The organism is Pseudomonas huaxiensis, from assembly GCF_003231275.1.
GTDB lineage: Bacteria > Pseudomonadota > Gammaproteobacteria > Pseudomonadales > Pseudomonadaceae > Aquipseudomonas > Aquipseudomonas huaxiensis.
The window spans coordinates 95485-109678 of the sequence record NZ_QKVL01000018.1 but is presented as its reverse complement, the minus strand read 5'-3'; the positions used below and the strand labels follow the sequence as shown (position 1 = coordinate 109678).

Below are 14194 nucleotides of genomic sequence, written 5' to 3'. Positions count from 1 at the left end.
GGTCCGGCAAGCCCGGAGTGCTCCATTTCGCGTGCCTGATCGCACGCTTTTTTCCTTGAGGTTGTTTTTCATGCGCAAGACTTTTGTCGCCGTCACTCTGGGCCTGCTGTTCGCACAAGGCGCCGTCGCGGGCGATGGCACTGCTGCACTGGGCGGTGGCCTGGGCGGTGCACTGGGTAACGTGGTCGGCCAGCAGCTCGGTGGCAGCACCGGCGCGGCCATTGGTGCCGGTGTCGGCGGCGCGGCGGGTGGTGCCGTAGCGGCGAAGAAAGGCAACAAGGCCAAGGCAGCGGTCGGTGGCGGCCTGGGTTCGGCAGGTGGTTCGTTGCTGGGCAACAAGCTCGGTGGCAGCACCGGTGCGACGATTGGCGCCGGCCTGGGCGGGGCGGCAGGTGGTGCGCTGGGCAATCACCTTGGGGACAAGAAGAAAAAGCATTGATTGTGGGGTGAGCCAGTCAGGTTTGGGTTGACGGGTTCATCGATGATCGCGAGCAAGCTCGCTCCTACAAGGAATATGCAAAACCCTGTAGGAGCGAGCTTGCTCGCGATGCACTACTTACCTTACTGAACCGCCACCGGCTCAGCCGCCACTTCTTCCGGCAGCACCGGCATGAAGGTCAGGCCCAGACGCGAGCTGGTCCACTCGCGGGTCTTGTTGGTCAGCTCAAGGTTGTTGTTGAGCTTCTGGCCATAGGTCGGAACGATCTTCTTCAGACCTTCCTGCCATTCAGGGGTCTTGATGCGGTCCTTGAAGGTCTTTTCCAGCACGCTGAGCATGATCGGCGCAGCGGTGGAAGCACCTGGCGACGCACCCAGCAGCGCGGCGATGCTGCCGTCTTCAGACGCAACGATCTCGGTACCGAACTGCAGAATGCCGCCGTGCACCGGATCTTTCTTGATCACCTGTACGCGCTGGCCGGCCTGCAGCAATTTCCAGTCTTCGTTCTTCGCCTGCGGGAAATACTCGCGCAGCGCCGCCATGCGGTCGTCGAAGCTCAGCATCAACTGGCCCATCAGATAGGTGCTCAGGTCGATGTTGTCGATACCGGCATGGGTCATCGGCATGATGTTGTGGCTGGTCAGGGCCGCGAACATGTCCAGCAGCGAACCGTTTTTCAGGAACTTGGTGGAGAAGGTCGCGAACGGGCCGAACAGCAGGACTTCCTTGCCATCGATGACACGGGTGTCCAGGTGCGGAACCGACATCGGCGGCGCGCCGACCGAAGCCTTGCCGTACAGCTTGGCCTTGTGGCGAGCAACGATGTCCTGGTTGTCGGTCATCAGGAACTGGCCGCCCACCGGGAAGCCTGCATAGCCTTCGGCCTCAGGAATACCGGACTTCTGCAGCAGCTTCAGCGCGCCACCACCGGCACCGATGAAGACGAACTTGGCCTTGACGCTGGACTCTACGCCCTTGTTGCCGAGATCGGCGACGACCACGGTCCAGGTGTTGTCGGCATTGCGCTTGATGTCGCGGACTTCGTGGCGCACGTGCAGCTTGACGTTCTCGCTCTTGGTCAGCGAGCCCACCAACTGGCGGGTGATTTCGCCGAAGTTCACGTCAGTACCGATCGGCATGCGGGTCGCGGCGATCTTCTGGTCGGCGGCGCGGCCTTCCATCACGATCGGCACCCACTTGGCGATCTGGGCGTGGTCCTCGGAGAACTCCATGCCGCGGAACAGCGAGCTGTGCTGCAGGGCTTCATGGCGCTTCTTGAGGAACTCGACGTTCTTGTCACCCCAGACGAAGCTCATGTGCGGCACGCTGTTGATGAACGACGTCGGGTTGCGCAGCACGTCCTGCTCGACCTGATAGGCCCAGAACTGCTTGGAGATTTCGAACTGTTCGTTGATCGCCACGGCCTTGCTGATGTCGATTTTGCCGTCGGCGCCTTCGCTGGTGTAGTTCAGCTCGCAGAAGGCGGAGTGGCCGGTACCGGCGTTGTTCCAGGCGTTGGAGCTCTCTTCGGCGACCTGGTCCATGCGCTCATAGATGTTGATCGACCACTGGGGTTCGAGTTCGTGGAGGTAGGTCCCGAGGCTGGCGCTCATGATGCCGCCGCCGATCAGCAGCACATCGACAGTCTTTTCCGGTTCACTGGGCTTGGAACAACCAATGACGCTCAGGCACAGGAGCGCCAAAAGGATTTTTTTCATATTTCAATCCAATTGAAGTGAAGTGATTGGCCTGACCGCCGCACCCGGGTGCACGCCCTGGTTTTATGGTTTTGCTCACACGATGCCTAACATGCACAAGGCCCGGTCGGTTGCGCCGGACCCAGCACTGGCGAATGGCTGGGGTATCGGAGAAGCGGGGAGCGGTCTTTGCCGTGGCTGCCGCGGCAGCCTCTGGTCTCAACACGGGACATGGCCCGCGCTGTCCGGCCTAAAGCATGAAACGGGCCAACTTCAGCTCGACCAACGGCTAATAGGCGAGGCGTGTGGTCGCACCCCATATTCACCGGTTTTCATGGCGGGATCCCGCCAGGCTTGCCGCCTGTTTAGCCAGCAAGTGGCGGATTTCCCCCAGGCTTAAACGTTCAAGCGGACAAGCGTGCGGTCACCGCACCCAGTTGCCCGGAGAGCTCGTGCAGGCGATGGCCGGCGCGTTCGGTACGTTGCACGGCACCTTGGTTGTCGGTAGCAATGCGGGTGATTTCCACCAGATTGCGGGAGATATCCTCGGCAACGCTGGTCTGCTCCTCGGCGGCGGTGGCGATCTGCCGGTTCATGTCGCGGATCTCCTCCACCGCCAGGGTGATGCGTTTCAACATGTCTCCCGCGCGCTGAACCTGCTCGGCCCCCTCCTCGCTTTGCGCCTGGCCCGCCTCGATCGCCTTGACCGCCTCCACCGCGCCGGACTGCACCGCGCTGATGATCTGATTGATCTCGGCAATGGACGACGCCGTACGCTGCGCCAGGTTACGCACTTCATCGGCAACCACGGCGAAACCACGCCCGGCCTCACCGGCCCGCGCCGCTTCGATAGCCGCGTTGAGCGCCAGCAGGTTGGTCTGCTCGGCGATGCCGCGGATCACTTCCAGCACCTTGCCGATGCGTCCGCTGTCCTGCTCCAGATGACGGATTACCCCGGCAGTCCCGGCGATTTCCCGGTTGACCCGGGAAATGGTGTCGATGGTCGCCTGCATTACCTGCTCGCCGGCCTGGGCGCTGTGATCAGCATCGTCCGCCGCCCTTGCCGCTTCTGCGGCATGACGGGCGACTTCCTGGGCAGTCGCCGACATCTCGTGCATCGCCGTGGCCACCTGATCGGTGCGCTGGAACTGGTCGTCGGTCCCGCGGGCCATGCCGCCCGCCAGCGTGCGCAGATCGCCACTGGCGCTTTCCAGCTCGCTGGCGTTGTCCTGCAGACGGCCGACGGTGTCGGCAAGGAAGTCACGCAGGGTGTTGGCCGCCACCGCCAGCCGACCCAGTTCGTCCTGACGATCGCTGGCAACGCGGGCATCGAAACGGCCCTGGCTGAGATGAGCGACGTATTCGATCAGGCGCCGGATTGGCTCGATCAAGCTGCGGTTGACCAGCCACAGGCTGAACACACCGATCGCCAGCGCCGACAGCAACATGATCGACAGGCCCAGCCAGACGGTGCGCTGCGCCTGCTCGCTGAGTTCCCCGGCCTGCGCCGTGGAGGCGGCACGCAACTGGCTGACCAGCGCACTCATCTGCTCGCTGGCAGCACGGTCCACGCCCTTGACCGCCAGGTCCCCCGCAGCCGGATCAGCCCCCGCCGCGAGAAACGCCTCGCGTCCACGGGCATAGGCCTCGCCCAACTGCCGGTGACTGTCTTTCAACTGCATAAGGCTGTTGTGCAACGGCGCATCGTCAGCGTTCTCCCGCACCAGTTGGCCGAGGATGTCCTGCACCTGGCGCTCCTGCGCCTGGAACTGCTGCCAGTACTTGTCCAGGTCCGCCGGCTGCTTGCCGCGCAGCAACACGTTCTTCCACTCCTGGACCTGGATCTTGAATTGCAGGTTGGCTTCATCGATCTGCTGCGACGCCCGCAACGGACCACTGACCAGTTGGCTGTAGCCATCGACACTGGCGGACAGCAAACGGAAACAGACCAGGGCGATCAGCAGCATCGCCAACAGGCTGCCCGCAAGCAGGGCGAGGATTTGCATTCTCAGGGAGGTACGCAGAGGCATCGGCGGGATCTCGGAACAAAGGATGGAAACGGCGGCAATCGCCGACCAAAGACATCCATGTCCTCGAATCACGGGCAAAAAAAAGCTGCCATCAGGTGACGGCAGCGAAACTGCATCGAGCACTTACGCAACAGTTGAAATCGATACTCTCAGGGGATTGCTACAGAAATGTGACAGTCGATACAAATCCTGTCACATAACTGTAAAAAACCGGATCAAGAGCCAAACTGCAATTCCGCCAACCGCGCATACAGCGGGCTCTCGGCGATCAACTGCAAGTGTGTCCCCACCGCCACCACCTTGCCCTGGTCGATCACCGCAATGCGATCGGCATGCTGCACCGTGGCCAGGCGGTGGGCGATCACCAGCGTCGTGCGCCCGGCCATCAAGGTCGGCAAAGCCTGCTGGATCAGGTACTCGCTCTGCGCATCGAGGGCGCTGGTGGCCTCGTCCAGCAACAGGATCGGCGCATCCACCAGCAAGGCCCGGGCAATTGCCAGGCGCTGGCGCTGACCGCCGGACAGGCCGAGGCCGGCGTCACCAAGGTGAGTCTGGTAGCCGTTGGGCAATTGCAGGATGAACTCGTGGGCATGCGCACTACGAGCGGCGGCTTCGACCTCGGCGAAACTGGCGTCGGCGCGGCCGTAGCGGATGTTGTCCTCGACACTGCCGAAGAACAGCGCCGGGTTCTGCGCCACCAGGGCGAAATGCCGGCGCAGTTCCTGCGGGTCGAGCCGGGTCAGGGGTTGGCCGTCGAGCAGGATCTGCCCCTGTTGCGGATCGTAGAAACGCAGCAACAGGTCGAACAGCGTCGACTTGCCCGCTCCGGACGGCCCCACCAGCGCCAGGGTCTGGCCAGGCTCGACGGTCAGGTCGAGGCCATCGATCGCAGGTCGCGAGGCGCGCGACGGGTAGGCAAAGTGCACCGCCTGCAATTCCAGCCGGCCGCTCACCCGTGGCGGCAGAAGCACGCCACCGTCCTGCGGAGCGACAATCTCGCTGCGCGCGGCGAGCAATTCGGCAATGCGCTCGGCGGCGCCCGCGGCACGCTGCAGCTCGCCGATCACTTCACTGACAGTGCCGAACGCGCTGCCGACGATCAGGCTGTAGAAGACGAAAGCGGCCAACTCGCCACCGGAGATACGCCCGGCGATCACATCCATGCCACCGACCCAGAGCATCACACCCACCGCCCCCAGCACCAGCACGATCACCAGGGTGATCAGCCAGGCGCGCTGGACGATGCGTTTGCGCGCCGTGGCGAAAGCCGCTTCCACGGTTTCGCCAAAACGCTGGCGATCCCGTGGCTGGTGATTGTAGGCCTGCACCGTCTTGATCTGACCGAGGGTTTCGGCGACGTAGCTGCCAACATCGGCGATGCGGTCCTGGCTCTCACGGGACAACGAGCGCACCCGACGGCCAAAGATCAGGATCGGCGCCACAACCAGCGGCAGCGCCAACACCACGATGCTGGTCAGCTTGGGGTTGGTGACGAACAGCAGCACGATGCCACCCAGGACCATCAGCGTGTTGCGCAGGAACAACGACAGCGACGAGCCGATCACCGATTGCAGCAGCGTGGTGTCGGCGGTCAGCCGCGACTGGATTTCGGAACTGCGGTTGTGTTCGAAAAAGCCGGGATGCAGGCTGATCAGGTGATCGAACACCTGCTGGCGAATATCGGCCACTACCCGCTCGCCAATCCAAGACACCAGGTAGAAACGGGCGAACGTCCCCACCGCCAGGGCAAGCACCAAGGCCATGAACAACGCGATGGACTGACCGAGCAGGTCGGCCGAGCGGGTCACGAAACCTTGGTCCACCAACAGGCGGATACCCTGGCCCATGGACAAGGTGATGCCCGCCGTCACCACCAGCGCCAGCAAGGCGAGCAACGACTGTTTGCGGTATGGACGAACGAAACGCCAGGCTAGCTGCAAGGCCTGGCGCTGACGCGAGGAAAGCGGATTTAACATGAGGACTGCCGTCTGTCGGATCTGCCGTGCAGCCTACACCCGGGAGGCGTATTGCCGCCATTGAGCACGGGGGTTTACAACGCAGGGGCGCAGGCTATAGACCGGATCGGTCTAAAGGGCCTCTGGCTCTGCACTGAACTTTCTGGTGGACTGATTGCTCGCATGATGTGAACGGCGATGGAGTTGTAACAGACCGGTCATCACGCGGATTTAATCTAGGCTAGCCACCTGAAGAGGAGACAGGAAATGAGCTTGCAACATAGCAGCGCGAATACCCAGCAACGTTCGGCACAACCTGTACCGGTGCACGGTTCGATCATCGACGCCCAAGGGCGCGAGATCCCGATCACCGAGCAGATGATCCAGCAAGCGTGCAGCGAACTGGAAAAAAGCCGGGTCGCACCGGCGAAGAAGAGCTGAAGCTCCACCTCATTCGAAACCCGGCGCCTGCGCCGGGTTTTTTATTGGTTCTTTGTGGGGGGCCTGGGGGCTGGGCATCTACACAACTTTTTGAATGGTAGCGGCCTTGAGATCGAGCGCCGCCCGCGCGGCGCATCGCGAGCAAGCTCGCTCCTACATTGGTTGCAACGTACCTATGCCTGCCCGGCCATAGTTGACCGCCTTGTTTGTACGACTCGATTTCGAGGCTGACGCCTCAGCCGCTCCGCACTCTTCAGCCATGCACCAAAGCTGGCAACGCCAATCCCACAGGCCATGGCGCGTTGCAAAAAATGTAGGAGCGAGCTTGCTCGCGATGCGCCGCGCGGGCGGCGCTCGATCTTAAGACCGCTGAAAACCAGTCGGCTAGCGCCTGGTCGCCATTACCCGGTTTCCTGACTGGCTCTTCACGGCCTTCATACAACCACAAGATGTATAGATATCCGTTCTCTGGGGGATAATCTTTGGGCTTTTGAGTATCTATGTTGCGTATTTGTCCATTCGATGTGGCGAGGCTGCCGCATCGAATAGAGCTCGCAAAACCAAAGCCCAACCCCAAAGATCACCGCCCCCCCGTACTCAGTGAAAAATCTTCTGCGGGGCGCGCCGGTCAGTTTTCCAACACACACCCCAACGCCAACGCAATCTGCCGCAACGCCGCCGACTCCCCGTCGATCCTCACCCGCAGCCCCTCGATTTCCCGCCGCACCGGATAGCCCTTGCGCAACAAGTCGAAGTTCGCCCGCTGCTGCGCCGGATCAGCGCTCAGGCTCCGGCGGAAATCAGCATCGTCGCGTCGCGGGTCATAGACCGCCCGGCACAGCGTCGCCAGCGCCCAGACCGGGTCGCTGTCGCTCTGCAACTCCAGCCGCGCCAGCCACGGGCGCGGCAGCAAATCGGCAAGCCAGACCTGCGCCGTTTCGCCACGCCAGGCGCAGAACGCCTGGTAGATCTGCGCCGTGCCGCGCTGCTTGCCGTCGAGGCTGTAACCGGCGATATGCGGAGTGGCGATGACGCAAAGGTCAGCCAGCTCGGAATCCACCTGTGGCTCTTCTTCCCAGACGTCCAGCACCGCCAGCACATCTTCGCGATCCAGCAACAGCTCACGCAGCGCGATGTTGTCGATCACCGGACCACGGCTGGCGTTGATCAGCCAGGCGCCCTGACGCAGGCTCGCCAGACGTTCGGCGTCGAGCAGGTGCCAGGTGGCCTGCTCGCCCGAGCGGGTCAGCGGGGTATGCAGGCTGATGACATCGCACTCGGCGAGAATCTGCTCCAGACCGACATAATTACCGCGCTCCGCCGCCTGCCTCGGCGGGTCGCAGACCAGTACCTTCCAACCCAGCCCGCGCAGCACCTCGACCAGTCGCCCGCCGACCTCGCCGGCACCAACCACACCGTACGTGCGCGACGCCAGGTCTGCACCATCCAGCTCGGCGAGGGTCAACAGGCTGCCCAGCACATAATCCACCACCCCACGGGCGTTGCAGCCCGGCGCGCTGGACCAGTGAATGCCGGCCTCGGCGAAATACGGCAGATCCAGGTGATCGGTGCCGATGGTGCAGGTGCCGACGAAGCGCACCCGGCTGCCTTCCAGCAAAGCACGGTCGACCTTGGTCACCGAGCGCACCAGCAACACATCGGCATCACGCACGCAGTCGCGGTCGATGGACCGGCCGGGATAGCGGCGGATCTCGCCAAACCCGGCAAAGAAGGCATCGAGCAGCGGGATGTTTTCGTCGGCAACTATCAGCATGGTGCTCTCCTGTGGGGGAGCGCAGTGTAGGGCCGGGAGTGGGTAAGGGGCTACAAGGTGTTGCGATCGACCTGCACATCCAACCCCCCATTTCCTGACCAATGCGTCAGGGCGTAGACTGCCCGGTTTTCCGCACACTGCCACCGGACGACCGCCTAGTGACCCTTTCCGCTACAACCACCCTCTCCCGCCCCGCCCGAATACGCGCCGAAACGCGCGGGCTGCTACACCTCGCCACGCCGATCATCGTCGCGCAACTGGCGACCACCGCCATGGGCTTCGTCGATGCGGTGATGGCAGGCCGGGTCAGCCCGGAGGACCTGGCCGCGGTAGCACTGGGCAACTCGATCTGGATTCCGGTGTACCTGCTGATGACCGGCATCCTCCTCGCCACCACGCCAAAAGTGGCGCAACGCTTCGGCGCCGGCCAGCATGGCGAAATCGGCCCGCTGGTACGCCAGGCTCTGTGGCTGGCGCTGGTGGTGGGCCTGCTGTCCAGCGCCATGCTGCTCAGCGCCGAACCGATCCTGCGGCTGATGAAGGTCGACCCGCAACTGATCGGTCCGAGCATGGGCTACCTGCAAGGCATCGCCTTCGGTTTCCCCGGCATCGCCCTGTATTACGTGCTGCGCTGCTACAGCGATGGCCTGGGCCGCACTCGGCCAAGCATGGTCATCGGTCTGTGCGGGCTGTTGCTGAACATCCCGCTGAACTGGGTGCTGATCTACGGTCACTTCGGCATGCCGGCGCTGGGCGGTGTCGGTTGCGGCTGGGCCACCGGTATCGTCGGCTGGTTCATGGCCTTGAGCATGGCCGCCTGGAGCCGCTGGGCCCCGGCCTACGCCAGTAGCCGCGTACTGGTCAGGCTCGACCGCCCGCAATGGGCAGTGATCAAGCGCCTGCTCGGCATCGGCCTGCCAATCGGCATCGCGGTGTTTGCCGAATCGAGCATCTTCGCGGCGATCGCCCTGCTGATCGGCAGCCTCGGCCCAACCGTGGTGGCCGGGCACCAGATCGCCCTGAACATCAGTTCGCTGCTGTTCATGATTCCGTATTCGCTGGGGATGGCGGTGACCGTGCGGGTCGGACAGGCGGTGGGTGCCGGCGACCCGTACCAGGCGCGCTTCGCCGCCATGGTCGGGCTGGGCACAGCACTGGTGTTCGCCGCGTTCTCGGCCAGCCTGATCCTGTTGCTGCGCGAGCAGATCGCGGGGATCTACACCCCGGACACCACGGTTATCCAGATTGCCGCGATGCTCATCGTGTTCGCCGCGCTGTACCAGTTCTCCGACGCCATCCAGGTGATCTGCGCCGGCGCGCTACGCGGCTACCAGGACACCCGAGTGACGATGATCCTGACCCTGTTCGCGTACTGGGGCATCGGTCTGCCGGTCGGCTACCTGCTCGGCCTGACCGATGTCTTCGGCCCGGCCAGCGGCCCAAGCGGCTTGTGGCAAGGGCTGATCGCCGGCCTGACCTGCGCGGCGCTGATGCTGTCGATCCGCCTCGCGCGCAGCACGCGCCGGCATATTCGCCGGGCGGGACGCTGAAGGCTCAGTCGAGTTTCTTGCGGATCCAGTAGAGGTAGGTGCCGCCCTCTTCCTGCTGCTGCACCAGTTCATGCCCCAGGAACACGCAGAACTTGGGAATGTCGCGGCGAGTCGAGGGGTCGGTGGCGATGACCTTGAGCAAGCCGCCTGCGGCGAGGTCGCGCACGTGCTGGTGCAGCATCATCACCGGCTCCGGGCAATTCAGGCCGGTGGCGTCGAGCACGGCATCAGGGGTGAGATCGGTCATTCGGGACTCCGTAATCAGTAAGCGAATTCAGCGCGCCTTGAGGTCGAGCCGGCGCAGGTGGCAAGTCACTTCCTCGCGGTCGTGATAGAGCTGCTTGCAGCCGATCGAGACCTTCACCTTGCGCGCCTTGAAGCCTTCCTCGAGGCGGTCCAGCAGGCGGCGCACCTCGGCGTAGCGCTGCTTCATCGGCAGTTTCAGGTTGACCACCGCCTCGCGGCAGTGCCCGCCACCCAGCCATTCTTCGACCATCGACGCGGTGCGCGCCGGCTTCTCGACGATGTCGCAGACCATCCAGTCCACGGTCTGCTTGGGCTTCCAGGTGAATCCGTCGACCATCAGGTGCTGGACCAGCCCGGTGTCCATCAGGCTTTCGGCCATCGGGCCGTTGTCGATGGCGGTCACCAGCATGCCGCGGCGGACCAGTTGGTAGGTCCAGCCGCCCGGCGCGGCACCGAGGTCAACGCCGGTCATGTCATCGGACAGACGCTGGTCCCACTGGTCGCGCGGGATGAAGTGGTGCCAGGCCTCTTCCAGCTTGAGGGTCGAGCGACTTGGCGCCTCGCGGGGGAATTTAAGGCGCGGGATGCCCATCGGCCACATCGCCGAGTTGCCCGCGTCGGCCACGCCGAGAAACACCCGACGACCGCTGACGAAGGTCAGCAACAGCCGCGCGCCGGGGCCGTCCTCGACCAGACGTCCGGCCTTGAGCAAGGCCTTGCGCAGCGGGCCCTCGAACTTACGGCAGAAGGTCGAAAGCTCCTTGCCGTCGTTGCTGTCCATCACCTCCAGCCAGAGACTGCCTGCCACCGGGTAGTCCGCCAGATGCTCCAGCAGCACGCTGATGCGGTCGGTTTCCGGCAGCTCGACAAAGCTGCCGCGCGCCCATTGGCGAGGGAAGATCAACTGGTTGAAACGCAACTCACGCATCATCCGCTCGGCGCCTTCGGCGTCGTTGCAGATGAACTCGGCGCAGGCGCTCTGCGGCTTGGCCTTGGCATAGCCGGCAACGCCAAGACGCGCGGCGTGTTCACTGATCTCGGAACAGACCTCGCCCTCGAAACCGGGCCGGCAATGCATGAACAGGGTATTCATCACTCACTCCAGAACGGCTGGCAGCCGATGCGCCCCAGCCCTGACCGGGGACATGCTGCCCCGGTGAAAATCGGCGAATGATAAAGGAGTTTCGGAACTGGCGACATGCCCCGCCGGTCCAGTAAAGGGTCAGGTCGATGAAACAGGACTAACCTGACTGTTCAGCCAGGTCCGTGCCGTGCGGATCGTCACAGAGCCGATGAAGCGGCGACAGCAAGGCCGCTCACCGACTCAGAAGGAGTTGGTCAATGCCCTCGCTCGACAGCCTGAAAACCCTCAAGACCCTGGCGGTGAATGGCCGCCCTTATCACTACTACAGCCTGACCGAGGCCGCCCGCCAGTTGGGCGACCTGCAGCGCCTGCCGATGTCGCTGAAGGTGCTGCTGGAAAACCTGCTGCGCTGGGAAGACGGCAAGACCGTCACCGGCGCCGACCTCACCGCCCTCGCCGACTGGCAGCGCGAGCGCCGCTCGGACCGCGAGATCCAGTACCGCCCGGCGCGGGTGTTGATGCAGGACTTCACCGGCGTGCCGGCGGTGGTTGACCTGGCTGCCATGCGCGCAGCCATGGCGCTGGCGGGCGGCGATCCACAGCGGATCAACCCGCTGTCGCCGGTGGACCTGGTGATTGACCACTCGGTGATGGTCGATCGCTACGCCACCCCGAGCGCCTTCGCGCAAAACGTCGATATTGAAATGCAGCGCAACGGCGAACGCTACGCCTTCCTGCGCTGGGGCCAGAACGCGTTCGACAACTTCCGCGTGGTGCCGCCCGGTACCGGCATCTGCCACCAGGTCAACCTGGAATACCTCGGCCGCACCGTCTGGACCCGTGAGGAAGACGGTCGCACCTATGCCTTTCCCGACACCTTGGTCGGCACCGACTCCCACACCACCATGATCAACGGCCTCGGCGTGCTCGGCTGGGGCGTGGGCGGTATCGAAGCCGAGGCGGCGATGCTCGGCCAGCCGGTGTCGATGCTGATTCCCGAGGTGATCGGTTTCAAACTCACCGGCAAGCTGCGCGAAGGCATCACCGCCACCGACCTGGTGCTGACGGTCACGCAAATGCTGCGCAAGAAAGGTGTGGTGGGGAAATTCGTCGAGTTCTACGGCGACGGCCTCGCCGACCTGCCGCTGGCCGACCGCGCCACCCTGGCCAATATGGCCCCGGAGTACGGCGCTACCTGCGGCTTCTTCCCGGTGGACGATGTCACCCTGGATTACCTGCGCCTGTCGGGCCGACCGGCGGAAACCGTGGAACTGGTCGAAGCCTATTGCAAGGCCCAGGGCCTGTGGCGCTTGCCCGGCCAGGAACCGCTGTTCAGCGACACCCTGGCGCTCGACATGCATGAGGTGCAGGCCAGTCTGGCCGGACCGAAGCGGCCACAGGACCGGGTTGCCCTGCCCGGCGTCAGCCAGGCCTTCGATGATTTCCTCGGTTTGAACGTGCGGCGCGCCAACAGCGGCACCGACAGCGACCAGCCCGGCGAGACGCGCTTCAGCCTCGACGGCCAGGAACACGCCTTGAAAGACGGCGCCGTGGTGATCGCCGCGATCACCTCCTGCACCAACACCTCCAACCCCAGCGTGATGATGGCTGCCGGCCTGCTGGCGAAAAAGGCCGTGGAAAAGGGCCTGCAACGCAAGCCCTGGGTGAAGAGTTCGTTGGCCCCCGGTTCCAAGGTCGTGACCGATTACTACGACGCCGCCGGCCTGACCCGCTATCTCGACGAACTGGGCTTCGATCTGGTGGGCTACGGCTGCACCACCTGCATCGGCAACTCCGGGCCGCTGGCCGACCCGATCGAGGCCGCCATTGCCAAGGCTGATCTGGTGGTGGCGTCGGTGCTGTCAGGCAACCGCAACTTCGAAGGCCGGGTCCATCCGCTGGTCAAGACCAACTGGCTGGCCTCGCCGCCGCTGGTGGTGGCTTACGCCCTGGCCGGCAGCGTGCGCGTCGACCTGACCCGCGACCCGCTGGGCAATGACGCCAGCGGCCAGCCGGTGTACCTGCGGGATATCTGGCCGAGCCAGCAGGAAATCGCCGCGGCGGTTGCCCAGGTGGACACGGCGATGTTCCACAAGGAATACGCCGAGGTCTTCGCCGGCGACGAGCAATGGCAGGCCATTGAAGTGCCGCAAGCCGCGACCTATGTCTGGCAGGACGATTCCACCTACATCCAGCATCCGCCGTTCTTCGAAGGGATTTCCGGCCCGCCGCCGACCATCGAGGACGTTCACGGCGCACGGATTCTGGCGCTGCTGGGGGACTCGGTGACCACCGACCACATCTCCCCCGCCGGCAATATCAAGGCCGACAGCCCGGCCGGGCGTTACCTGCGGGACAAGGGCGTGGAGCCACGCGACTTCAACTCCTACGGCTCGCGGCGCGGCAACCATGAAGTGATGATGCGCGGCACCTTCGCCAACATCCGTATCCGCAACGAAATGCTCGGCGGCGAGGAAGGCGGCAACACCCTGCACATCCCGAGCGGCGAAAAACTGGCGATCTACGACGCCGCCATGCGTTACCGCGATGAAGGCACGCCGCTGGTGGTGATCGCCGGGCAGGAATACGGCACCGGCTCCAGCCGCGACTGGGCCGCAAAAGGCACCAACCTCCTGGGGGTCAAAGCGGTGCTGGCGGAAAGCTTCGAGCGTATCCACCGCTCCAACCTGGTGGGCATGGGCGTGTTGCCACTGCAGTTCAGCGCCGGACAGGACCGCAAGATGCTCAAGCTCAGCGGCCGCGAGCAGATCGATATCCTCGGCCTTACCGGTGCGCATATCGAGCCGCGGATGAGCCTGCACCTGCGTATCAGCCGCGAGGACGGGAGCCAGGAAACCATCGCCGTGCTCTGTCGCATCGATACCTTGAATGAAGTGGAGTACTTCAAGGCGGGCGGCATTCTGCATTATGTGTTGCGGCAATTGATTGGCCATTGAGAAGAGTGGGTAATGGCGACC

The 14194-nt window shown here is 63.9% G+C and carries 10 protein-coding genes and 1 pseudogene; 4 read left to right on the top strand and 7 right to left on the bottom strand.

Going from position 1 to position 14194, the window contains the following annotated elements; genetic code table 11:
* Positions 1-70: 70 nt before the first annotated feature.
* Positions 71-439 carry a glycine zipper domain-containing protein gene (locus DM374_RS19145; protein ID WP_110971300.1) on the top strand — a complete coding sequence of 123 codons (369 nt, stop codon included), beginning with the start codon at positions 71-73 and terminating at the stop codon, positions 437-439.
* Between the two features lie 122 nt (positions 440-561).
* Here DM374_RS19145 and DM374_RS19140 read toward each other — a convergent pair whose 3' ends face one another.
* The 4 genes and pseudogenes from DM374_RS19140 to DM374_RS19130 all read right to left on the bottom strand — a co-directional run bounded on the left by DM374_RS19140 (position 562) and on the right by DM374_RS19130 (position 6142).
* The gene (locus tag DM374_RS19140; protein ID WP_110971299.1) at positions 562-2157 is read right to left on the bottom strand and encodes a malate:quinone oxidoreductase; all 1596 of its coding nucleotides are present in this window, start codon (positions 2155-2157) and stop codon (positions 562-564) included.
* 383 nt (positions 2158-2540) lie between these two features.
* Entirely contained in the window at positions 2541-3245 is a 705-nt protein-coding gene (locus DM374_RS34385; protein ID WP_404821345.1) for a methyl-accepting chemotaxis protein, read from the bottom strand.
* A 228-nt stretch (positions 3246-3473) separates the two neighbouring features.
* A pseudogene (locus DM374_RS34380) lies at positions 3474-3584 on the bottom strand (hypothetical protein); the annotation flags it as partial.
* Between the two features lie 797 nt (positions 3585-4381).
* On the bottom strand, positions 4382-6142 hold the full coding sequence (locus DM374_RS19130) for an ABC transporter transmembrane domain-containing protein (RefSeq protein WP_110971297.1): 1761 nt from the start codon (positions 6140-6142) through the stop codon (positions 4382-4384).
* 246 nt (positions 6143-6388) lie between these two features.
* On the opposite strand from DM374_RS19130, the gene DM374_RS33505 reads away from it, so the two are divergent.
* Positions 6389-6562: a PA1571 family protein gene (locus DM374_RS33505; RefSeq protein WP_177431578.1), complete on the top strand. Its 174-nt coding sequence runs from the start codon at positions 6389-6391 to the stop codon at positions 6560-6562.
* A 628-nt stretch (positions 6563-7190) separates the two neighbouring features.
* On the opposite strand, the gene pdxB is transcribed toward DM374_RS33505, so the two are convergent.
* Positions 7191-8336, bottom strand: coding sequence for a 4-phosphoerythronate dehydrogenase PdxB (gene pdxB, locus DM374_RS19125; RefSeq protein ID WP_110971296.1), 1146 nt, complete (start codon positions 8334-8336; stop codon positions 7191-7193).
* A gap of 158 nt (positions 8337-8494) precedes the next feature.
* On the opposite strand from pdxB, the gene DM374_RS19120 reads away from it, so the two are divergent.
* Positions 8495-9886 carry an MATE family efflux transporter gene (locus DM374_RS19120; protein WP_225422539.1) on the top strand — a complete coding sequence of 464 codons (1392 nt, stop codon included), beginning with the start codon at positions 8495-8497 and terminating at the stop codon, positions 9884-9886.
* 4 nt (positions 9887-9890) lie between these two features.
* Here DM374_RS19120 and tusA read toward each other — a convergent pair whose 3' ends face one another.
* The gene (tusA, locus tag DM374_RS19115) at positions 9891-10133 is read right to left on the bottom strand and encodes a sulfurtransferase TusA (RefSeq protein WP_095157984.1); all 243 of its coding nucleotides are present in this window, start codon (positions 10131-10133) and stop codon (positions 9891-9893) included.
* Between the two features lie 27 nt (positions 10134-10160).
* Positions 10161-11225: a 23S rRNA (cytidine(2498)-2'-O)-methyltransferase RlmM gene (rlmM, locus tag DM374_RS19110; RefSeq protein ID WP_110971294.1), complete on the bottom strand. Its 1065-nt coding sequence runs from the start codon at positions 11223-11225 to the stop codon at positions 10161-10163.
* 248 nt (positions 11226-11473) lie between these two features.
* On the opposite strand from rlmM, the gene acnA reads away from it, so the two are divergent.
* Positions 11474-14173: an aconitate hydratase AcnA gene (gene acnA, locus DM374_RS19105; RefSeq protein ID WP_110971293.1), complete on the top strand. Its 2700-nt coding sequence runs from the start codon at positions 11474-11476 to the stop codon at positions 14171-14173.
* The last annotated feature ends 21 nt before the right edge of the window (positions 14174-14194 follow it).